The 23,189-nt window shown below is 39.3% G+C and carries 14 protein-coding genes and 1 pseudogene; 13 read left to right on the forward strand and 2 right to left on the reverse strand.

Going from position 1 to position 23,189, the window contains the following annotated elements; all coding sequences use genetic code 11:
- Window positions 1–12: 12 nt before the first annotated feature.
- The gene (locus ACP8HI_RS01710) at window positions 13–915 is read left to right on the forward strand and encodes a DMT family transporter (protein WP_438349431.1); all 903 of its coding nucleotides are present in this window, start codon (window positions 13–15) and stop codon (window positions 913–915) included.
- An 89-nt stretch (window positions 916–1,004) separates the two neighbouring features.
- Window positions 1,005–2,018: a S66 family peptidase gene (locus ACP8HI_RS01715; protein WP_438349432.1), complete on the forward strand. Its 1,014-nt coding sequence runs from the start codon at window positions 1,005–1,007 to the stop codon at window positions 2,016–2,018.
- Between the two features lie 249 nt (window positions 2,019–2,267).
- Here the strand turns inward: ACP8HI_RS01715 and ACP8HI_RS01720 are convergent, their stop codons facing one another.
- Both ACP8HI_RS01720 and ACP8HI_RS01725 read right to left on the reverse strand, forming a co-directional pair.
- The gene (locus ACP8HI_RS01720) at window positions 2,268–2,585 is read right to left on the reverse strand and encodes an AbrB/MazE/SpoVT family DNA-binding domain-containing protein (RefSeq protein WP_438349433.1); all 318 of its coding nucleotides are present in this window, start codon (window positions 2,583–2,585) and stop codon (window positions 2,268–2,270) included.
- 836 nt (window positions 2,586–3,421) lie between these two features.
- Window positions 3,422–3,577 carry a type I restriction enzyme HsdR N-terminal domain-containing protein gene (locus tag ACP8HI_RS01725; RefSeq protein WP_438351674.1) on the reverse strand — a complete coding sequence of 52 codons (156 nt, stop codon included), beginning with the start codon at window positions 3,575–3,577 and terminating at the stop codon, window positions 3,422–3,424.
- 149 nt (window positions 3,578–3,726) lie between these two features.
- On the opposite strand from ACP8HI_RS01725, the gene ACP8HI_RS01730 reads away from it, so the two are divergent.
- The 11 genes and pseudogenes from ACP8HI_RS01730 (at window position 3,727) to ACP8HI_RS01780 (ending at window position 23,173) form a co-directional block, all read left to right on the forward strand.
- Window positions 3,727–6,867, forward strand: coding sequence for a DUF3427 domain-containing protein (locus tag ACP8HI_RS01730; RefSeq protein WP_438349434.1), 3,141 nt, complete (start codon window positions 3,727–3,729; stop codon window positions 6,865–6,867).
- 746 nt (window positions 6,868–7,613) lie between these two features.
- Entirely contained in the window at window positions 7,614–9,248 is a 1,635-nt protein-coding gene (locus tag ACP8HI_RS01735; RefSeq protein WP_438349435.1) for a type I restriction-modification system subunit M, read from the forward strand.
- On the forward strand, window positions 9,238–10,572 hold the full coding sequence (locus ACP8HI_RS01740; protein WP_438349436.1) for a restriction endonuclease subunit S: 1,335 nt from the start codon (window positions 9,238–9,240) through the stop codon (window positions 10,570–10,572). Before ACP8HI_RS01735 ends, ACP8HI_RS01740 begins: the two co-directional genes overlap by 11 nt.
- A gap of 2 nt (window positions 10,573–10,574) precedes the next feature.
- Window positions 10,575–11,594 carry an SIR2 family protein gene (locus ACP8HI_RS01745; protein ID WP_438349437.1) on the forward strand — a complete coding sequence of 340 codons (1,020 nt, stop codon included), beginning with the start codon at window positions 10,575–10,577 and terminating at the stop codon, window positions 11,592–11,594.
- A gap of 2 nt (window positions 11,595–11,596) precedes the next feature.
- A complete protein-coding gene (locus ACP8HI_RS01750; RefSeq protein WP_438349438.1) occupies window positions 11,597–14,743 on the forward strand; it encodes a type I restriction endonuclease subunit R in 3,147 nt (1,048 codons plus the stop codon).
- A gap of 1,387 nt (window positions 14,744–16,130) precedes the next feature.
- Entirely contained in the window at window positions 16,131–17,177 is a 1,047-nt protein-coding gene (locus tag ACP8HI_RS01755) for a nucleoid-associated protein (RefSeq protein ID WP_438349439.1), read from the forward strand.
- A gap of 17 nt (window positions 17,178–17,194) precedes the next feature.
- Window positions 17,195–18,154 carry a GapS4a family protein gene (gene gapS4a, locus ACP8HI_RS01760; protein WP_438349440.1) on the forward strand — a complete coding sequence of 320 codons (960 nt, stop codon included), beginning with the start codon at window positions 17,195–17,197 and terminating at the stop codon, window positions 18,152–18,154.
- Window positions 18,135–19,271 (forward strand): hypothetical protein, encoded by a 1,137-nt coding sequence (locus tag ACP8HI_RS01765; protein ID WP_438349441.1) that lies wholly within the window; start codon window positions 18,135–18,137, stop codon window positions 19,269–19,271. Before gapS4a ends, ACP8HI_RS01765 begins: the two co-directional genes overlap by 20 nt.
- Window positions 19,272–19,318: 47 nt before the next feature.
- Window positions 19,319–20,269 carry a hypothetical protein gene (locus tag ACP8HI_RS01770; protein ID WP_438349442.1) on the forward strand — a complete coding sequence of 317 codons (951 nt, stop codon included), beginning with the start codon at window positions 19,319–19,321 and terminating at the stop codon, window positions 20,267–20,269.
- 155 nt (window positions 20,270–20,424) lie between these two features.
- Window positions 20,425–20,751: a nucleoside triphosphate pyrophosphohydrolase gene (locus ACP8HI_RS01775; protein WP_438349443.1), complete on the forward strand. Its 327-nt coding sequence runs from the start codon at window positions 20,425–20,427 to the stop codon at window positions 20,749–20,751.
- Window positions 20,741–23,173 (forward strand): annotated as a pseudogene (locus ACP8HI_RS01780) (DEAD/DEAH box helicase family protein). The gene ACP8HI_RS01775 and the pseudogene ACP8HI_RS01780 overlap by 11 nt, the downstream one beginning before the upstream one ends.
- Window positions 23,174–23,189: the final 16 nt, after the last annotated feature.

A 23,189-nucleotide genomic window follows, 5' to 3' on the forward strand; every position in this document is an offset into this window, starting at 1 on the left:
AGGTGTAGCATATTGCAGAAGAAGAGATTGTACTACGCAGGACTTGTGATGGTTTCGGCCATATGGGGACTCAATTTTGGGTTCTCACGACTGGCAATGGATGTTTTTGATCCGGTGCTTTTGGCATTTCTAAGGTTTTCGTTGGCTGTGCCATTCTTTTTCATATTGCTTAAATGGAAGGAGAAGAGTGTTGGATTACCTCTTGGTGTGTTGATTAAGTTAATGGGTATCGGTCTAATCGGTATAACGCTGCTTGAGATTATGGTGCTATACTCCATTCAGTATACGACGTTGGCTAATGCCTCCCTGCTCAATGTAGCACCTTGGCCAATATTCGCAGCGTTATTTGCCCCATTCATTACGAAGGAGAAGGTAACAGCTCGACTTCTGATAGGGGGTGCTATTGCTATGGTTGGGGTTTATTTCATCATCAGTGGTGGTGCAGGGTTTGAATGGTCTTCTACGCATATGGTGGGAAATCTTATGGCGCTGGGCGTCAGTTTAATTGGAGCACTATTCAATCTGGTATGCATGCCACTGATGAGAACGTATTCAGCTTTGCGTATAAGCACCTGGTATATTTTTTTTGGCACGCTATTCTTGTTCCCACTCACCTTATCGTCCTGGGGGAAAGTAGCATGGGCAAACTTAGGCGCTACCGAATATTTGGTAGTCGGTTACAATGTCATCTTCTGTACTGTTATTGCCTTTGTCGTATGGAATGCCTGTATGTACCAGGTAGGAACGGCTCGATCTAACTTTTTTCGCTATATAGTGTCAGCCGTTGCTGTCCTGATGGGATATATGTTCTTTAAGGAAAATGTGGATATGTGGCAGATCGTTGGGGCGGTATTTATGGTGGGTGGATTGATATGGATTACATTCGAACGCACTCCAAATGCTGTACAACTCTAGCTACACTGAGAATCGTATAACGATGATGATCTTATGGATGAAATACCGAGAGCTCAACTTATCTCAATGGCCTATAAAGGGGGATTAACATGATAAGATATCCGTTTTTAGAAGAAGGAGCAACAATAGGTGTAACAGCACCCTCGTCGGGTGTACAAGCGGAATTACATGATTTGCTTAAACTTTCTTGTAGTCGTATGGAGATGAATGGATTCAACGTTGTTTGTGGAGAAACGGTATGGACTCAACATAAAGCAAAGTCAGCGCCAGCCCAATTACGTGCTACTGAATTCAATGACATGATACGTGATGATAACATCGATTTAATCATTCCTCCTTGGGGTGGAGAATTATTAATAGAGGTTCTTGAATATATTGATTTCGAAAATTGTAAGAGTAAGTGGATATTGGGTTATTCAGATATAAGCGTATTGTTGTTAGCCATCACCTTAAAAACAGGTATAGCCACTGCTCATGGAACGAACCTCATTGATTTAAGAGGAGAATATACGGATGAGACCACAGCGATGTGGCAATCTGTCTTGTCAACTAAAACCGGTGAATCGATCCTCGAGCATTCCTCACTAAACTATCAGAAGGAATGGAACGCTGCCCCTTCACCTAATGTCTTTCACTTAACAGAACCAACTTGTTGGAAAGTGATTACAAATACGAATGTGAAAATACAAGGCCGCTTACTTGGTGGATGCATTGATGTGATAAGACATTTAATTGGCACCCCGTTTGGTGATTTGCAGCATTTTCAGAATAATTATATAAATAATGAACCTATCATGTGGTATTTAGAGAATTGTGAGCTAAATACAGCAGATTTACGCAGGTCGTTAGTTCAAATGAAATTAGCAGGTTGGTTTGATCATTGTACAGGACTTATGTTTGGTAGAAGCAATGCAAATCAACCTATCGACAACTATACAGTAGAGGATATTTACAAAGAACTTTCTGAGGAATTACAGATACCAATGATCTTCGATATTGATTGTGGTCATGTTCCACCACAAATGATCTTCATAAATGGGGCGTATGCTGAATTAGAAGTAGAAGGTGGCAAAGGGTCCGTGAAGCAATACTTTAATCCATAACTACTTCATTCTCTATCTGACAAGAGGTAGTAGCGTTATAATAAACAGCCCGTTGAAATCTACACTCATGTTTAGATTGTTTAGGGGTTTCGTAGAGTATCGTCGTGGTGTCCACAGTTTCGAAGGACAAGAGTGTATGGTTTCTCATAATGAAAGGTTATTCGTATATCCATGTTGGCACTTGCCTCAAAGATATGTTCAACCCCTTCCATTTTCTTTGAAATGATTCGTCAGTCGTAATTGAGTTATTTACTTATCCAGTGTATCGAAAAAGGCGTCCAGATCCTTTTTGTTGGAGATATTTGTCAAGCGGCCTTTTTCCACGTCCCTTTCCGCTTGTCGTTCCGCTTGTTGCCAAGATTCCGTCCAGAACCATGCTTGGTCCTTGGCGATGGTTACGGTAGGAACTAAGACAATTCGTCCATTCTCGACCTGTATGTTCAAGTTATCACCTTCGTTCAAGTGTAATAACTCAATAATTTCTGTTGGGATGGTAACTTGAGACTTTTTTCTGAGACGAACGGACTTTTGCACTTCGAACACCTCTTTCACAGCATCATATGCCATAAGGATTCCTACTTTCCTTTTAAGATATTCAAAAATTAAAAAAAAGTGATTATTGGCAGATCCACTTTTCCTAATTTCCAACTTTCTAACTTGTTGATATTCATTTTACAACCTTTGGTTATGCAATACAAGGAACGAAATAACATGCTATCTGTGATAGTAAATAGACAAAAGAAAATACCGGAGATATTGAAGGGATTAGAGTGAATATCTATTGAATGTACTGAACTGTTGTTTATTTCTAAATCAACAAATCTACCAGTCACTGTCTGGCAAATGGAGCTTCTCACACTATTGTTATAAAAAGACTTAGAATAAGCACCTATTGTTAGAATTGAGAAGTTCCTTTTGCTAAACTTGAGTAGAGAAATAAGTAAAAAGATAACGGTATGTCCATAACAGGAACTAGACCGCCCCAGCTGTGGTGACGGTCTAATTTATTTACCTAAACTTGAAGCCAACCGCTCTATTAATCGGGTGTTTATGCTAGGAAGTCACTTTAAGATATGTAGCGGGGTAATCAATCTTAAACAAATCTACCTGCAACTTCACTTTCTGCCTCGATAGTTGTACTGTCATTATTATTTAAGGCTGCTTTGATTTTGTCATTCATCATATCATTAACGAATTCTTTGAGGGATTTTTTTGCGATGAGATTAAACTTTTCGATAACCTGTTTTGTTTTTTTGCCAGCATATACATCAGATAAAATAAAGGATACAAACTCATCAAAAGGGTTATCCCACTGAGCTTTGAGGCAAGTTTTAATTTCATTCGTATATTTAAGCTCTGAGGCAGTCGTAATAATATCCTCAATGTTGAAGTTTTCTTTTCTTCTAAATCTGTATAAAACGATAAGCTAATCCGTTCGTGAGTATAGCGAATTTAGCCTTTGTAGTTCCGAAATATCTGAATAATTGAGAGTCATGCTTTGTTAATCTCTCTTGGGTAGACTTTGCTTCAACTAGGATGATAGGTCTTAAGTAGGTGATTTATTATTACAATTCGACATAATCACAAAAAGTTGTAGTTCAAGGGCGTAGTTATGATGGGTTGTAGTACTATGTTCATAGAGGTAATCAGACCTATCTGTCGAATCATGACTAAGAGACACATCACTCTACATAAATGAGGTAACTACATGAGACAAGGACTTTATGAGCAAATCATTAATAATATAACGTCGCAGCAGTTATCTGCTCTTGATCCCGAAATATATGAAATTGGCAAAGAACCGCTAGATGCGGAAGAAGCGCGGAAGATGCTGTCCAATTATTTAGCTATGGTGACCCGTAGGGCACTTAAGCTCGTGCGGGAACAAAACAGCGATGAAGAAGCGGTATTCGCACAGATTCGGACCTGTAATGAGATTATCGACACATTAAAGAACACGTTAGGTCAGGAAGAGTACAACGAGCTCCAGCTAGATGAACAAGGTGAAGTACTCACTTACGTGTATTCAAAGTTAAATCATATCCGTGGGATCAAGAACGAGAAGGTGCTGAGACCTGTTACACCGCTATCTCAAAGCTCTCTCTTTACCGGGTCTCACTCTGAACCTAATATGCTACATGAACTGAAACGTGAAATTGTAACGGCGGATCGAATAGATCTGTTAGTTTCTTTTATAAAATGGAGTGGTCTACGTTGCCTAATGGAGCAGTTCGAGCAGTTTACCGCGAATGGTGGACTGCTACGCGTTATAACAACTACGTATATGGAAGCAACAGATATGAAAGCCGTGATCGAGCTCAGCAAGCTCCCCAATACCGAGATCCAAATATCCTATGATAGTGATCGGACGCGGTTACATGCGAAGGCCTATGTTTTCAGAAGAGATACGGGTTTCACCACCGCTTATGTAGGCTCATCTAACCTGTCCAATCCGGCGCTGACCAGTGGGTTAGAGTGGAACTTGAAAGTGACCGAGAAGGATTCGTACGATGTACTCAAGAAGATCGAAGCGACCTTCGAGAGCTATTGGAATGATAGGGAGTTTAAGAGCTTTTCGTCCGAGGATGCAGAGCAGGTCCAACAACTGAAGGAAGCTTTAGGGAAGAAGAAGGAACAGCAGACCTTACAATTTCACTTTGACATTACGCCCTATGATTATCAGAAAGAAGTGTTAGAGAAGCTTGAAGCGCAACGAACGCTATTTAATAGAACCAGAAATCTGTTGGTGGCAGCTACTGGAGTAGGGAAGACGGTTATTTCTGCATTCGACTATAAGCGGTTTCTAACTAAGAAACCAAGAGCTAGACTCCTATTCGTGGCGCACCGAGAAGAGATTCTGAAGCAGAGCCAAGATACATTCCGTTATATTCTAAAAGACTTGAACTTCGGGGATCTGCATGTAGGCCAGCATCAAGCGGAGGCTGTAGATCATTTGTTTATTAGTATTCAGAGCTTTAATTCTATGAAGCTAACGGAGAAGACCACGAGCGATTTCTATGACTTCATTATCGTCGATGAATTTCACCATGCCGCTGCGCCTTCCTACCAGAAGCTATTATCTTACTATAACCCTCAGATCCTACTGGGATTGACGGCAACACCGGAACGGATGGATGGCAAAGATATTCTAGCTTACTTCGATCATACAATAGCTGCTGAAATCCGACTAACCGATGCGATTGATCGTAAATTGCTTTGTCCTTTTCAGTATTTTGGCATAACCGATCATGTGGATCTTTCACGAGTGAAATGGTCTAGAAAAGGCTATGATCTTGCGGAGCTAGAGCAGGTATACACGCATAATAAAATACGTACTACGCAAATCCTGAATAGTATGAAGAAATACGTCACGGACATGGAAGATGTGAAAGGGCTTGGATTCTGTGTGAGTGTTGAACATGCCCTGTATATGGCCAAAGTGTTTAATAAAGCGGGAATTCCAGCGGTGGCGTTGCATGGGAATTCTAGTGATCAGGAGCGAAGCACCGTTAAAAGTAGACTCATTCGCGGTGAGATCTCCATGATCTTTGTCGTGGATCTCTATAACGAGGGCGTCGATATTCCAGCGGTGAATACAATTCTGTTCCTGCGTCCAACGGAGAGTTTAACCGTATTTTTGCAGCAGTTAGGTCGGGGACTACGATTGGCCGAGGGCAAAGAGTGCCTTACCGTACTAGATTTCATTGGACAAGCTCATAAAGAATACAACTTCCAAGATAAGTTCAGAGCATTAATGGGCAAGACGAAGCACTCGATTCAACATTATGTAGAGAATGGATTCTCTTCTCTGCCTAGAGGAACGTTCATTCAACTTGAGAAACAAGCCAAAGATTATATATTACGCAACCTCAAACAAACCAAGAACACTCGTGATCATCTCATTAGCAAAATAAAGTATTTTCAGGAGGATACAGGGCTTGAATTGACCTTGGCTAACTTCGTTCGTTACCATGGCATGTCTTTGTTCGACTTCTATGGAGGTCGGGGTGGGAACCGATTCTTTAGAGGATTAATGGTAGAAGCAGGGTTACTAGAACCATTCGAATGGGATCATCCCGAATACGTGAAGCGCATTCCGGCACTGTTGAACTTGAATTCTCGCAGATGGTTGAAGTTCTTAATTGATTATTTGGAAAATAGTACGCAGCCACATGACGATGAAGAGAACCGGATGTTAGTCATGTTCTACTATACATTTTATCGGGCAGAGCCAGTAAAGCTTGGATTCAAAAATATAGAAGAAGGCATTCAGGCAGTCCTCGCCTGCTCTCAATTCAAGGATGAGATTGTGGATATCCTGAAATATAACGAGGAACATCTTGATTTTGTGGATAAGAAACATGAATTCCCCTTCACTTGTCCACTAGATATCCACTGTATGTACAGCATGGATCAAATATTAGCAGCATTCGGCTACTGGAATGGGGATAAAGCACCCACCTTCCGCGAAGGCGTGAAGTATTTCGAGAGTGAACAGACCGATATCTTCTTCATTACACTTAATAAATCCGATAAAGATTTCTCACCATCTACACTCTATGAAGACTATGCGATTAATGAAAGATTGTTCCATTGGCAGACACAAAGTAGTGTCTCCGAAAACACCAAGACCGCGCAGCGTTATATCCATCACCGAAGTACATGTAACCGCATTGCGTTGTTTGTTCGGGAATACAAAGAGAGCGATAGATTCACCTCTCCGTTTGTTTTCTTAGGAGAAGCGGATTATGTGAGTCATGAGGGGAATAAGCCAATGAGTATTGTGTGGAGATTGAAGGAGGAGTTACCGCCGAAGATGGTGGTAAAGGCGAATAAGTGTATTGTGTAGGGTATAGTACAATGATTAGATTTAGGGATAGTATAGAGATCTATGAAGGAATAGCATTAATTGCTAGGCAGAAGGAAAGGAGATACACAACAATTAGGATAAGTTAGTTGCTAGAAAGAGCATAATGCACAAAGATAGATCTAACTAAAATCAATTATTACCCAAATGAACCCAATATCAATGAAGTAATCTGTGTTATTAGTTTAAGAGGTTAAATGATCGAAAGATAAAAAGCGAGTTAAAAGATAGTAAAGAATTTCTTTAATCTGTATTTCCTTGTTTAGTTCAGATTATTAATCTAAAAGCAGGGGGATTATCATATATGATCGTACCTACACTTGGGGCTTAATTACATTAATGATAATAGAGAAATAGAGGTTAATTCAGAAAAAATTAAAATATATATCTTGATAATATTAATTTTATGTTAGTAATATGAGGAAATTAAATAAAAATTTAGGCGCAGATATTTTTATAGGAGATCATATATAATGAGAAGGTTGGTTAGCTTTTACCATGAATAACATCATGTCTAGATTACAGTTAGTGGATAGCTAAGAGAATTCAATAATATACTTCAGCCAAGAGAATGCAGTGATATATTATCGATTTTGTTGACTCGCATTGTCTATATAAAATGATAGTCGATTAGTGTAAAATAACACGAATCGTTGAGAAACCGTAAGAAAAGAAAGAGTGCAAACCTCAAACAATGTTTAAGGATATGTTACAAAAGGAGAAAGATTATGATTAACGAAGAAACAGAATTTCTCAAAGGTCTGGAAAGTAAGCTCTGGACTGCAGCAAATAAACTGTTACCCCATCTTTCGGCAGCTGATTACAAGCATGTTGTCCTTGGGCTCATTTTTATCAAATATATCTCTGACGCCTTTGATACACGGATAGAAGAGCTGAAAATGGAGTTTACTAACCCTCAAGCCGATTACTTTCTAGGTTATGATGCTGAGAAAAATTTCATAATTGAGGAATTGGAAAATCGTGACTACTATACTGAAAAAAATGTTTTTTGGGTTCCCACCTCTGCTCGTTGGAAGAACTTAGAGACTAATTGCCGTCTTTCTACTGGTTCGCCGCTTCCTTGGGGCTCTGAATTTAAAGGTGTGGGCAAACTTCTTGATGATGCTATGGCCATAATCGAAAAAGAGAATCCAAAACTGAAGAACATTCTTTTTAAAGACTATGCCCGTCAAGGGATTGATGATGCTAAATTAGCCAGTCTTATTGAACTTATTGCGACCATCCCTTTTAACCACGCTACACTTGCATCTAAAGATATTCTTGGTCATGTTTATGAATACTTCTTAGGGGAGTTTGCTAGTGCCGAGGGTAAGAAAGGTGGGCAGTATTACACGCCAAAATCCATAGTTTCGCTAATTGTCGAAATACTTCAGCCCTTTAATGGCAGAGTATACGACCCGGCCATGGGGAGTGGTGGTTTTTTTGTACAGAGTGAAAAGTTTATAGAAACTCACGGGGGACGTTTGGGTAGTATTGCTGTATATGGTCAGGAGTCTAATAAAACCACTTGGAGACTTGCAGCGATGAACATGGCTATTCGGGGAATTGAGTTCAATTTCGGCAATGAAGATGCCGATACCCTTTTGCGTGATCTGCATCCGGACCTACGGGCTGACTATGTGATGGCAAACCCACCCTTTAATCAAGATGAGTGGTGGGATTCCAAACTCGAAAAAGACAAAAGGTGGAAATATGGCACACCACCTCAACGAAATGCTAACTTTGCTTGGCTTCAGCACATGCTTTATCATTTGGCTCCTAATGGTTCTTTAGGGCTATTGTTGGCCAATGGTTCCATGAGTAGTGCCACCAGCGGTGAAGGTGATATTCGTAAAAAATTGATTGAGGCCGACTTAGTAGAGTGTATAGTTGCACTACCCGGGCAACTATTTACTAATACCCAGATCCCTGCATGTATTTGGTTTTTGACTAAAAATAAAGAGACTCGTACCACAGCTGTAGGGAAACTTATTGATCGCAAAGGAAAGGTCTTATTTGTGGATACCCGTAATATGGGGCAAATGGTTAGTCGTGTACAGCGTGTTTTTAGTGAAGAGGATATTCAAGTCATCACTCAAACTAATCTCAACTGGAAAACGGGTAATGGCTACGAAGATGTAGCAGGCTATTGTAAATCAGCCTTTTTTGACGATATTAAAGCCAATGATTTTGTTCTTACTCCGGGGCGCTATGTGGGGGTAGCTAATGCAGAAGTAGATATTGAACCTTTTGAAGAGAAGATGGAACGTCTGACCAAAACTTTATCGAAGCAGCTTGCCGAAGGCGCGGAACTAGAAACGGAGATTAAAGTGCAACTGAGGGGGTTGGGATATGAGGTTTAAATTACCAACCAAAGACTTGGGTGAGATAGTGTTCCACCAAAAGGGCTTCGCATTTAAGTCGAAAGATTACCAAGATTCAGGAGTGCCAGTTGTAAGAGTTACCAATTTTACAGCTGATTCAATAGATGATTCGGAATTAAAATATGTAAGTAGATCTATTGCACAAATAAATAACAAGTTTATGCTTAAAAACTTTGATGTGGTAATAGCAACTGTGGGCTCTTGGCCAAAAAACCCGGCATCAATAGTTGGGAAGGTGATTCAAGTACCTGAAAATCTTGATGGTGCATTGTTAAATCAAAACAGTGTTATTTTGCGAGTAAAAGACCTTGACTTGGAAGATCAACAATATTTATATATTGCTTTAAAATCCAAAAGATTCTCAGAATATATAGTTTCAACAGCACAAGGTAGTGCCAATCAAGCCAGCATTACTCTTTCTGATATTTTTAATTACGAGATTGAATGGCCTTCAAAAATTTATAGAAATTGGATAGTGAAAGTCATTGGAAACATCGATAAAAAAATTGCTATTAACCGGAAAACTAACGAAACTCTGAAGCAAATCGCTCAAGCGTTGTTTAAATCATGGTTTGTTGATTTTGACCCAGTTAAAGCGAAGGTAGCGGGCCTCCAACCCGCAGGTATGGACGAGGCCACTGCCGCCGCCTTCCCCGATAGTTTCGTAGAGTCGCAATTAGGCTTGATTCCGAAGGGGTGGAATGTAAGAAAGCTTTCTGATGTTATCCAATTAACAGGTGGAGGTACACCTAAACGTTCTATGCAAAATTATTGGAATGGTGAAATACCTTGGTTTTCAGTAAAAGACACGCCGTCAGAGTCAGATGTCTTCGTTATTAATACAGATGAAAAGATTTCGCTCGAAGGTCTTAATAATAGCTCTACAAAATTGCTAAACATTGGAACAACAATAATTACTGCGAGAGGCACAGTAGGAAAACTAGCAATGGTTGGTTCGGAAATGGCAATGAATCAATCATGTTACGGGGTTACTCCCGTAAAACCATTGGGTGATTTCTTTAATTATTTTCAACTGAAAAACATGTTGCAGGCTCTCCAGCAGAATACACATGGAGCAATATTTGATACAATTACCAGTAAGACATTTGAATCGGTACATTGTGTAATACCATCTTCAAATATTGCGCAGGCATTTGAAGCAATTGTTAAAAAGCTTATGGGAACAACCCTTTCAAATAGTAAGATGATTGCTTCGCTAACCGAAATCCGTAATACGCTCCTTACTAAACTCCTCTCTGGTGAAATCACTATCACAGGCGACAACGTACAGGAGGATTCTTAACTATGGAATATCTTAGAGAATTGTTTCACGATTCCTTAAACAGCGAAGGTGAAGTTGATATTGCCGGTTATCGTTTCGACCGTGATAGTATCCTAAGAACACTCGAAGAAGAAGGTTATAAAGAAGCATTCTCTCAATGGCTTGAAGACAGAAAGGATGAGATGGTTAATAAGGCGAATAAGATATTAGCATTATATGACAATGCAGATCGCTTCCGTCTTTTGCAAAGAGCTTACCGTAGAGGAGCTATTATTCCCTTTGTTGGTGCAGGGCTTTCAATGTCAAGTGGTTATCCCGGATGGACACGATTTCTATATAAATTACTTCCTGAGACAAGGATTTCCAAATTTGATTTGGATAACCTGATAGCAACTGGCCAATATGAGGAAGCGGCACAACTGCTTTTTGATGACATGCCACATGGTACGTTTTTGGAAGTATTAGAAAATAATTTTGGTTGTACGCACGAGTTAGTTGGTCCAGTACAGCGCCTACCTTTTTTATTTACCCAATCTCTTATAACTACCAACTTTGATGATGTGATCCAACGTTCTTACGAAAGTGCCGATAAGTCATTTGGCGAAATTTTACTTGGAGTTCAAGCGCAGGAACTTCCTCGTAAATTAGGCGAAGGAAAACATGTGCTTGTAAAGCTACACGGAAAATCTGACTCCAATAGAGATCGAGTACTTACAAAAAATGAATACGATAAACACTATCAAGATACAAATGCACTTGAACAGGTAATTGAGGCTTCTTGTTGTAAGACACTTCTCTTTTTAGGATGTAGTCTAACTGTAGATCGTACACTTCAAGCGATGGCTAATATTATGCAGCGAAGAGGTGAAGATAATGTTCCAAGACACTATGCGTTTGTGAGTCTGAAGGACACAGATGATCGAATAGCCAGAAAGAATCAATTATCTGAGAGTAATATTTTCCCGATTTGGTATCCGAATGATGAAGATCATGATGAATGTATAGAAGCACTTCTAATAAAATTACAAGAAGGGGGGGGATAAGAATGATGACAGAAGACCAGTTAGAACGACAAGCTCTGGAATGGTTTGAAGAGCAAGGCTACCAATACAAATGCGGATCCGAACTCGCCTTTGACGGCAATATCCCCGAACGCCGTGACTATAGTCAGGTTATTTTAACCCCTCGGCTCTTGAGTGTTCTCAAAAGGATTAATCCCGATATTCCAAATGCGATTTTAGAAGAAGTTGCGAGTGCTATGGAAAAGCCCGAACATCTCTCGCTTATGGCCAACAACCGACATTTTCACGAACTATTACTTGATGGAGTAAGTGTAGAAATAGAGATTGACGGTGAAAAACGAGGCGACAGTGTTAAGCTCATAGATTTTAATGATCCTTCCAACAATGACTTTCTTGTGGTGAATCAGTTCACTATCAAGGGAATTAATCAGCTCCGAAGACCTGATATTATTGTGTTTATTAACGGCTTACCCATTGCAGTTATTGAACTCAAAAATCCTATTGACGGAAATGCTGATATTTGGGGCGCATTTAATCAGTTACAAACATACAAAACTGAAATACCCGACCTCCTACTATACAACGAAGCCCTTATTATTTCTGATGGTATCAATGCCCGTATAGGCTCGTTGACTGCTGATAAAGAGCGCTTTATGCGTTGGCGTACTGTGAAAAGTGAACATGATCGACCATTGCTTGAATTTGAATTAGAAACCCTTATTAAGGGCTTTTTTGATAAACAATTACTTCTTGACTATATACGGTATTTTATCTTATATGAAGATTCAGGTGATTCTATTATCAAGAAAAATGCGGGTTATCATCAGTTTCATGCAGTTCGCCAAGCGGTAAAAGCAACGGTGATTGCTGCTGAATACCATGAGGACAGAGTCGCTGAGAACATGGAAAATTATTCGAATGGCGTTGTTCCCGGATGTAAAAAAGGGGGGGTAGTATGGCATACCCAAGGTTCAGGAAAAAGTATCTCTATGGCTTGTTATGCTGGTAAACTTCTGCAGCAACCAGAAATGAAAAATCCAACATTGGTAGTAGTTACCGATCGCAATGATCTTGATGGGCAGCTCTTTGAGACCTTTTGTAGCGCTCAAATGCTATTAAAACAAACGCCGGTGCAGGTTGAAAGTCGCGATGCATTGCGAGAAATGTTGGAAAATAGACCTGCGGGTGGCATTTTCTTTACTACAATTCAAAAGTTTTTTCCAAAAGACGATGAAGATGTATTCCCCGTATTAACTCGTCGCCATAATATTGTGGTTATTGCGGACGAAGCACACCGCAGTCAATATGGCGAAGGGGCTAAACTAAACCGAGAAACTGGTAAGTATATGTATGGTTATTCCAAATACATGCGTGAAGGACTCCCTAACGCGACCTTTGTTGGGTTTACCGGAACTCCTATTTCCTTTGATGATAAAGATACTCAAGTAGTATTCGGTGAATATGTAAGTATTTATGACATTCAAGATGCGGTAGATGATGGATCAACAGTTCCCATATACTACGAAAGTCGCCTTGCTAAACTCGAACTCAAAGATTCAGATTTACCTATTATTGATGATGAAGTAGAAGAGATCATAGAAGATGATGAGGATAGATTTTCTCGAGAAAGGACCAAGAGCAAATGGGCTACTCTGGAAAAACTCGTTGGTTCCAAAGCCCGGATAGTACAAGTGGCCCAAGATATTGTAACTCACTTTAACGCTCGTGTTGCTGCCGTGGATGGCAAAGCCATGATTGTGTGCATGAGTCGTGATATTTGCGCTCAACTATATAATGAAATTATTAAAATTCATCCAGAGTGGCATAGTGAAGATCCGATGCAGGGTGATATCAAAATTGTAATGACCGGTTCTGCTTCAGATAAAGAGTTACTTCGCCCACACATTATCAATAAGCGAACCAAAAAGCAATTAGAAAAACGGTTCAAAGATCCTAAAGATTGTCTTAAAATCGTTATTGTAAGGGATATGTGGTTAACTGGTTTTGACGCTCCCATTTGCCATACCATGTATATCGACAAGCCAATGAAAGGGCATAACTTAATGCAGGCAATTGCCCGCGTGAATCGGGTTTTTAAAGGAAAAGAAGGAGGCCTCGTTGTTGACTACATTGGAATAGCTAACGAGTTACGCTCGGCCTTACAGACTTATACTCAGTCCAATGGAAAAGGTAACCCTACCATTGACAACCATGAAGCCTTTGCAAAGTTTCTGGAACTGATTGATATAGTTCGTGGCATATTCCATGGTTTTGATTATTCAAAATATCGAACGCTGCCAACGTCTTTATTGATTCCGGCGGCAAACCACATATTGGGGATTGAAGATTGTAAGAAACGTTACTTTGATCTAGTGTTGGCCATGACCAAAACCAATTCACTCTGTGGCACTCTAGATGAAGCTTTAGCATATCGAGAAGAACTTGCTTTTTTTCAGGCCATTAAAGTGGTTATCTCCAAGGCGTCTGGATCGGATAGAAAGTTAACTGAAGATCAAAAAGGGAACGCCCTAAAACAAATCCTTGATAATGCTGTCGTAGGCATGGGAATTGATAACATATTTGTATTGGCAGGTCTAGAAAGGCCTGATATCTCTATTCTTTCAGATGAATTCTTAGAAGAAGTCGGTAGCCTTCCTCAGCGCAATTTAGCCGTTGAACTTTTACAGAAACTTTTGAATGATGAAATTAAGTCGAAAACCAAAAACAATGTTGTTCAAGAAAAGAAATTTAGTGATAGGCTTTTCGACACGCTGAAAAAGTACCGAAATCGGTCTATTGAAAGCTCTCAGGTTATTGAAGAGCTTATCGCTCTAGCCAAAGAGTTTCGAGAGGCTGCAGCACGTAGTGGAGATTTGGGTTTGAATCCTGACGAGATAGCCTTTTATGACGCTCTCGCAAATAACGAGAGTGCTGTTAGAGAGCTCGGCGATGATATCTTGAAAAAAATTGCACAAGAGATTTCAGAAAAGTTGAGAAAAAGTACCTCTGTCGATTGGCAAGTACGAGATAGTGTGAGAGCAAAGCTTCGCAACTTAGTAAGGGTCACACTAAGACGCTATAAGTACCCACCTGATAAAACTGATGAGGCAATTGAATTGGTTCTTAAACAAGCAGAAGTGATGGCGAATGTTTGGAGTAGTGAGATGTGAAGGGTATCATTCTACATCGTGGATAGCTATAGCTAACCCAGCTAGACACAAACATATTGCACAATAAAGAATCAAATAGTAGCGCGGGGGTTCGCACCCAGGCATATCATTCAACAACGTGTATTTATAGCAAAGAGTTTAGAAAATCTACTACAATGCTCAGTTTGGGTGCTTGGATTAAAGGGCCAGATGATGCTGTGGAAGGACAAAGCAATACTTTTAGTGCATAATATCTCGGAAGGATGTAATAAATTGGAATTAAAGTTTAAATACCAATAACAGAAATCTCCCAGCTACGGGAGATTCTTTTAGTGCGCCCAGCATGGGCGCCATCTCTAGGGTTTAAGTCCCGAATGGTGAAGGCAGTAGTAGCCATAGCTTAAGGCAAGGGTATCCACCGTGAGGTGGAATCTGAAGGAAGCCGGCGGCAAATCTCCGGTCTGAGCAACACGAACTTCATATAAGGCCAGCGTACGTTAGATGGGGTTGCTAAACAAACCAAAGCCCATACTGCCAAAGGCGTATGAGAGTAAATGAAGCAGATAGATGGAGAGGAAGATAGCATTCTTACCTGGGGAGATCTGTACGGCAAGCGAAGTGAACCTCGTAACCCTGCTTGTGAGAGTAGGCTGAACGTATAGAAGTCAGCAGATGCCATATTCCGCAGGTTGTTGACGACCTGCGGAAGGGCTGAACATGAAATAGGGATTGAATCATTCGGCGTTCAAGGGTGAGCAGTGAAAGCAGACAATCCGAAAGGACTTGCTACAAGGAGGAAGCGGTGAATCCGTGGGGGACTTGGAGAGGGTAGAGCTTATCCATGGCACAATGAAAGAGGACAATTCACGCAAGGAGGAGTAAATGGATGATTCAGGAGTTACTGTCTAGATGAGTGTAGCCGATCTATATTGGATATCTAAGAGATTGAGGAATTTAACAGACAGATACAACTTTTTACGGAATATTTCATGAACCGCCGTATACCGAACGGTATGTACGGTGGTGTGAGAGGTCGGTGGATATTTGCCCCCTCCTATTCGATTGCGAATATAATTTAATGACAGACTAGTCATATAAGAATGTATTATCCCTCTGAATTAGTCTTAGATATGATTAGACAAATGGTAAATTGGAAACGGCCAACTCCAATATTCAAAGAAATAACAGCTTCAAGAGATGGTATATATCTATTGGAATACATGTTCAGGCTAGAATTTGTTTTACAACCACAGGTCAAAAGGAGGGAAATGAAGGTAATTGTCGAAATTTAATACTAACTGCTCTGTAAATAAATGACGGCACTAATATTTACTTAGTATAATCATTTATTAAGTTGAAAAGTACATGGTTTGAAAAGTGGATAGTTGTTAGGAGAGGCGTGATACTAATGGCATTAGATTTTACAGGTGCGACTATTGATAAGCTTATAGTACATAGAGTTGGGAATAAAATGAAGGGAGATGAAATGGTATTGTCACAGCGATGCGCAGATATCAGGGGAGACTCTTTACCTACGTTATTAGGAAAGTTTTTTTTTCAGCGCATTAAAGAAAATGAAGCTTATAATTTTTATCATATAAATGATATTGGTTTTAATGAAATTTATCAATATGTAAAATCAATATTTTGTGGTTTAGTTTCTTTTGAAATTAATTCGCAGAATATAGCAAAGCAGTTGTATGAGGTATCTACACACCCTAATATTAGAACCGGTGAATTATGTATTGCTTTTATTAAAGGCGTGACTTTAAATGGAGTTGTTTATGACTCTGTAGGAATATTTAAAACTGAAAGTAAAGAGTCCTTTTTACGTATTAGTGGTGATGAAAACAAATTTACAGTTGAGTGGGAGCAGGGTATTGACACAAATAAATTAGATAAAGGTTGTATTGTTTTTAATACTCAAATGGAAAATGGTTATAATATTGCGCTTATAGATTCAGGTTCAAGTATAGATACAAAATACTGGACAGAGGACTTTCTAGGTATTCAAAAAAGCAATAATGACTTTAATAAAACAAAAACATTGGTTGATGCTTGCAAGGAATTCACAAAAAAAGATTATATAGGTGAAAAAGCCGATAAAGTTGCTATGTTGAATAGTGTAGTAGAGTACATTAAAACAAATCCTATCATTGACCTGGGGGATTTTACAGATCATGTTGCTAAGCAGGCAAACCGTTCTGAAGAATTAAAATTTTTTATAAACGATTATGCTGAAAAAAAAGAATGTAAAAATATTGATAATTTTTTTGTGAATCCATCAGCATTAAAAAATATTAAGAGGAGTATTAAAAACTTTATTAGGCTAGACACAGACATTGAAATAAAAATAAACTCTTCATCAGAAGATAATATAAAATATTTGGAAAAGGGTTACGATGAAAACAGACAAATGCATTTCTATAAGATTTATTTTAACGAGGAAGAATAGATTGGGAGGAAGATTGCATGTCCGGAGAAAAGTCTAAATTTTCAGGTGAATATGGTGAAAGAATTGCAACTCAACTGTTAAACTTAATTGGTTGGAACAATGCACTATCTGGTAAAGATATTCCTTGTATACACAATGAAGTTCACAAAGGAGCAGATGGTAATCCCCGCCAAAAACACGGAGTAGACTTTATAGTTAAATATGAATGCCCATTAGTAAGTAGACTTGAAAGCAATGTATTAATATCTGTGAAACATCGTGAGGGCTATCCGGGAACCGCAAAGGGTATAACAACAGAGTTTAAGTCTTATCTAAAGGATATAGCTGAAGCTACAGACTGCTATCCAGCACATGAGTTATTTCGTCAACGGATTAAGGGAACAAAGAAGATTGATACTGCAAACGTTATCATGTGGTTTAACAGCATTGTTGATAAAGAAAACAATGGTGTTATTAGTGAATTACAGAATTTTAGAAATAGTGATAATGTAAACTACAAGACGGTCTACTTGGTGGACAATAAAAAGGCGAATTTCTTGTTTAGTAGCATAAAATACGTTCAAAATAGAAACACTGAATTCTTCTTCTACTATCCTGATACAGGTTTTAATATGGATACTACTGAGAGGTCACATCAAGGGCGTATTTTACCAGTTCAATATATAAATTCACCGATACAACTCTTTAAGCTTGTTGAGTCAACGGGTGATTGCTTGATAATAACATGTGAAGATACTTTTTCAATTGAATATTTTGATAGGCTGCTTCAATTGGCGCGTCTTATTACTGAAAGTTGGGCTTCAAAAATAGTAATTGCATTTCCAGACTATAATAACTATAAAAATGATGAAGAAATAAGTAAGAGTATCTCAAAGATTAGAGATACAAATTTCGCCCAAAAGGTATTCGTGGAAAAGTATAGTTATTTGGATTTCAGAAACATAGGAGGGACTCATAATGATGAAGATGGAAGATAATGTCGCCTATTTACCAAAAATAACACTGGCATCCATGCTTCCATTTGGTTCAATGTTGAGACCCTTACTAAATGACTCTTGTTTAACTGATGCAGACTTGAATAATATACTTAAGTCTAGAGGGGTATTTGTTGGGGAATCGGATAAAAAAAGCACTATACCAATTATGATAACTATGATACTCAGTCCTAAAGAATTTGAGAAATTGCAAGAAAATCAAGAGACTAAAGAGGATAACCCGAAACATCGAAATAGCTCTATAAAAAGCCGTAGCCTACAATCTTTAGCTTCTGTTGTTACTAATTTTGAAATTAGTACAGACGAAATTGAGAAATTGAATGACGAAATGCAACTCAACTCTTCGATGGTGTTTGGACACGTTTCAAAAAACCATCTTGTATTAGAATACAGTATAATTCGTGAGGATCTAACCAGGGACTGGGTTAGACCGCAAAGCTCACATTCTGCAAAAGTCATTATAACTAAAGACGAAACGAGTGGAGAACTCAGTATATGTAACGAATATACATCTAAAGAAACTGATGACATAAATAAAAAAGTTATAAAAGATTTTGTTGCATTTATGAAATTAAAAGGCGAAGCGAGCGATAAATTAGAAACAATTAGTGCAAGTGATTTTACCAATCGGGAACGCTTTAATTTCATGCTACAATTAGCATCAGATAGTGAAGATGGAACGTTAAATTTTATTGAAGTAAGGGATGTTGAAATAGGTCCGGATCCTGATAACCCTCCACAAAATCCGAATAGCATTATTCAGCACAATGTAAAAAAGATTATTATAAATGGATCGGGATTAGAAGGGAATACATTGTTAACCGATGATAAAGATAAGGATGGCCTACTTCTTCGAAGTATTGAAGTTGCATATGATTTTAATTGTAATGGAGTAAAAGGTCGTTGTGTATTACAATACGGATTTATGCATTTCTTTAGGAATCAAAATACATCTCAAGAGTTTCAAGTAGCTTTGCGATATTTGAGTGCAAAGTCAGGCAATAAAGGGGTTTTAAATAATTTTGTTTTAAACAAATTTGAACTCTTAAAAAGGAAAAAGTACCAATTACTTAAGAAAAATAAAAATATAACAAATTGAGTGAATTCAATAATTTAAGAAAATATGGGGTGTTAAGGAGATTGTCAATGCAAACTAATATCGAGATAAGAAAACTTGCAATAGAGATTATTTCCTCTCTCGTAAATATAAAAAATCAAATGTATGAGTTAATTCTAAAGCCCTCAGGCGTTAGTGAAAAATATTTTGGGGTACTAATAAAGCGGCGTAACCCTGATGGTAAGCTTCTGACCAAAAGAGAAATGGGAGGTATTATACTGGATGATTTGGAAAAGAGTCAGGGAAATCAAAAAAATATTCGGAAGATTATTAGCATTGCTGCTGAATGGTCACAATTTCATTTGGCTGGTAATGAAATGCAAGCGAGAGCCACTGTACAAAAAGCAAGAGAGGTTCTTAATTCAATTGAAATAATGGAAGAAAGAGAAGCGCAGGTTTTAAAGCAGGAAAAGGAGGATGAGAGAAAAAGGCTGGATGAAGCGAATCGGAATGCGCGTCATAAGATGGAATTAGAAATCAAACAGCAGTCAAATATCTTACTAATGATGTATGATGACCTTGTGGTTATGAAGAATAACCCTCAAAAAAGAGGATTCATGCTTGAAGAGTTAATGAATATGCTTTTTAATGTTTACGATATTGCACTAATGGAAAGTTTCCGTCGTAATGAAGGTGGAGAACAAATAGATGGAGCATTTAAATTAGAGGGGTGGCATTATCTGGTTGAGATTAAATGGACACAACAAGTCACTGACATGAAGCAACTAGACTCGTTATACGGAAAGGTCGCTCGGTCTGGAAAACAGACTATGGGGCTGTTTGTTTCTATTGGAGGTTGGTCGTCTCATGTAATACCTCTCATGAAACAACAACCTGACAAATCAATTTTTCTGATGGATGGATTTGATTTGAGATTAGTCTTAACTCAGGAGATTTCCTTGATTGATTTATTACAGAAAAAAATTGCTAAGTTTAATATTAAGTCGGAACCATTTTTAAGTGCCAATTCAATTCTATAAAAAGAGTTATAAATGAGCCCTTCTCTCGAAAAATACTCACTTGAGTTCTTGAGTGAGATTCAATCCGTCTAGCTAATTAATAGTGAACTATCTTTTTGAAACATACCACTCATTTCCTACGAACCATCACACTCACATACGAAAGGGATGTTCCCATGCCTACATTTAACAAATTAGTACGAGATCGTATTCCATTCATTATTACCTCCCAAGGCAAAGAATGCAGAACTCGCATTCTGAATCCTGAGGAATACAAGGTGGAATTGAAAGTGAAACTTAATGAAGAATCAAAGGAATATTTCAACGCAGATAATAATCAAGAAGCTCTGGAAGAGCTGGCAGATATGCTTGAAGTAATCCGAGCCTTGGCGCAGGCCCATGGATCAAATTGGGCTGAGCTTGAGAACATTCGCGCAGATAAGGCGGAAGCACGTGGCGGGTTCCAGGAACGAGTGTATCTAATCGATTTCGATGAAGCTTAATATTAAGTTAATTACAGATATTCTAGCTGATGATTTGATAGCAGGGATAAAGAATGCATCCAGCATTTATATTATGACATCCTTTCTTATGCAATCGGGTGTACGATTGTTGGCGCCACATTTGAAGAATGCTCTGGATCGCGTAGCTGAAGTCAAGATGTTGGCTGGAGACTATATATATAACCCAGCCCGAAGGACTACAAGGCCTGTGTGCCGTTGATGATAGAATAGAGGCGCGATTGTGGCGCAGCATGGGGACATCTTTTCATCCCAAAGCCTATTTGTTCGACTATGATAATGGAGAAGGGCTGCTGATTGTTGGCTCTTCTAATTTCTCATTCTCTGCCTTAAAGACAGGATTTGAATGGAATCTAGCGATGAATGCAGAGGCTGAACCGTATACGTTCCAGAATGCATTGAAAAAGTTCATACAGAGCTTTTATAACGAAGCGACGCTGCCTGTGAATCCCGATTCAATCAACCTATATGAGCAGGAGTTTTTGCAGTACCATCAGAAGAATCCTGAATTGATCCGTAGGATCACGGAGATGGAAGAAGCAGAAGTTCGAAGTGATATACAAGAGGAACTAATGGAGGAAGAGAGCGAAGGTTCTCTTGTTCCAATCTATCCTCGACCTGCTCAAGAAGCTGCACTTGAAGCGTTAGAGCGCACACTTGATGAGCAGTACGATAAGGCTATGGTGGTTATGGCGACGGGGCTAGGAAAGACGTATCTCGCAGGATTCCTTGCGCAGCGTTTTAAGAGAGTACTGTTTATCGCGCATCGTGAAGAAATTCTTTTTCAAGCTAGAAAGTCCTTCAAACGGATCATGCCGGATAAATCATACGGGATATATAACGGACAGTTCAAAGAAGGAGAGGCCGACAGTGTCTTTGCTTCCATTTATACGTTGGGGATGAAAAAACACCGTGAAGGCTTCGCAGAAGATGATTTCGATCTGATTATTGTGGACGAGTTCCATCATGCGGCTGCTACATCGTATATGTCGGTGATTGAGTATTTTAAACCTAGGTTTCTATTGGGGATTACGGCTACGCCGGATCGGTTGGACGGAAAAGATGTATATGCGTTATGTGATGGGAATGTTGCGTACCAGATTCATTTCATTGAAGCGATCCGCAGAGAGTAGCTGGCACCATTTCAATATATTGGTGTGTTTGACGAGACAGACTATACGAAGATTAGATGGATCGGAAGCCGTTATGACGATGAACAGCTACTATTAACTCAACTGAAAGAGTCGCAGGCGCAGAAGATTTACGAAGCTTGGGACCGGCATAAGCAGACTCGGACGATTGGGTTCTGTTCTTCGATTCAACAGGCGGATTATTTGGCGGCCTATTTTCGCAGTCAGAGTGTATCTGTACTTAGTCTGCATTCGCGTACAACGGAGATGTCTCGTGGAGATGCCATTCAAGCGTTGGAGTCAAGGGAACTGGAAGTTGTCTTTACAGTCGACCTGTTCAACGAAGGAACGGATATTCCAAGCGTAGATACGTTATTGTTCGTACGTCCGACGGAGTCGCTTACGGTGTTTACCCAACAAGTTGGTCGAGGGTTACGACTGGCAGACGGTAAATCTCACTGCGTTATCATTGATCTGATTGGTAATTACCGGAATGCTGATGTGAAGCTGAAGCTTTTTGCAGAACCAAATGAAGAGGCTGGCAAAGGGAAACATGAGGAGATCATCCCTACGCTACCGCTGAATTGTGAGATCCAGTTGGATATACAGGTCATAAATCTACTGCAAGAATTGGCTCGCAAAAGACTACCCCACCGTGATAAGCTTCACCATGATTTCGTGAACTTGAAGCAGGAGTTGGGACGAATTCCGACATATCTAGAACTTCATCTATTAGGGAACTCCAGTAGCCAAGAATATAAGAATGAATTTGGTTCTTATATTGGATTTCTACATTGGGCAGAGTTGTTAAGTGAACGCGAAAGTGACATATACATTCGTTATGAAGCGTGGATACGTGATGTTGAGAAAACGGTGATGACGAAGAGTTACAAAATGATCGTATTGCTCTATATGCTGGAGTGTGGCGTGGACCGCTGGACAGAACCGTGAGACCGGATGAGGTGGCTGAATTCTTCCACAGATATCTTACGGAGAAGGAATATCGCAGACGGATTGATTTTGCCGATAAAGATTCAAGAAAGCTGTGGGAATGGAATGAAGTTACCGCAACAAAAGTAGCCCAATTGATCGCTCTTATGCCCATGACCAAGTGGAGCGGAGCGAAAGATAGTATGACACGGTTCGAAGATGGCTTGTTCTCGCTTGGATTCGAAGTGGACGTGGAGGATCAGGATGTGTTGCTCCGCTGGACAGAGGAAATTTGTTTGTATCGGTTGCATTTACATTTTGAGCGAAGAGAAATTAAAAAATAAGTTCTTACATATAAAA

This window comes from Paenibacillus sp. FA6, from assembly GCF_051550225.1.
GTDB lineage: Bacteria > Bacillota > Bacilli > Paenibacillales > Paenibacillaceae > Paenibacillus_AQ.

What these genes read in the sequence shown, in the direction of transcription:
- ACP8HI_RS01720 (WP_438349433.1), bottom strand. Translation starts at nt 2,585, where the DNA reads ATGGCATATGATGCTGTGAAAGAGGTGTTCGAAGTGCAAAAGTCCGTT.
- gapS4a (WP_438349440.1), top strand. Translation starts at nt 17,195, where the DNA reads ATGTCCGGAGAAAAGTCTAAATTTTCAGGTGAATATGGTGAAAGAATT.
- ACP8HI_RS01730 (WP_438349434.1), top strand. Translation starts at nt 3,727, where the DNA reads ATGAGACAAGGACTTTATGAGCAAATCATTAATAATATAACGTCGCAG.
- ACP8HI_RS01755 (WP_438349439.1), top strand. Translation starts at nt 16,131, where the DNA reads ATGGCATTAGATTTTACAGGTGCGACTATTGATAAGCTTATAGTACAT.
- ACP8HI_RS01770 (WP_438349442.1), top strand. Translation starts at nt 19,319, where the DNA reads ATGCAAACTAATATCGAGATAAGAAAACTTGCAATAGAGATTATTTCC.
- ACP8HI_RS01735 (WP_438349435.1), top strand. Translation starts at nt 7,614, where the DNA reads ATGATTAACGAAGAAACAGAATTTCTCAAAGGTCTGGAAAGTAAGCTC.
- ACP8HI_RS01775 (WP_438349443.1), top strand. Translation starts at nt 20,425, where the DNA reads ATGCCTACATTTAACAAATTAGTACGAGATCGTATTCCATTCATTATT.
- ACP8HI_RS01745 (WP_438349437.1), top strand. Translation starts at nt 10,575, where the DNA reads ATGGAATATCTTAGAGAATTGTTTCACGATTCCTTAAACAGCGAAGGT.
- ACP8HI_RS01740 (WP_438349436.1), top strand. Translation starts at nt 9,238, where the DNA reads ATGAGGTTTAAATTACCAACCAAAGACTTGGGTGAGATAGTGTTCCAC.
- ACP8HI_RS01750 (WP_438349438.1), top strand. Translation starts at nt 11,597, where the DNA reads ATGATGACAGAAGACCAGTTAGAACGACAAGCTCTGGAATGGTTTGAA.
- ACP8HI_RS01765 (WP_438349441.1), top strand. Translation starts at nt 18,135, where the DNA reads ATGATGAAGATGGAAGATAATGTCGCCTATTTACCAAAAATAACACTG.
- ACP8HI_RS01715 (WP_438349432.1), top strand. Translation starts at nt 1,005, where the DNA reads ATGATAAGATATCCGTTTTTAGAAGAAGGAGCAACAATAGGTGTAACA.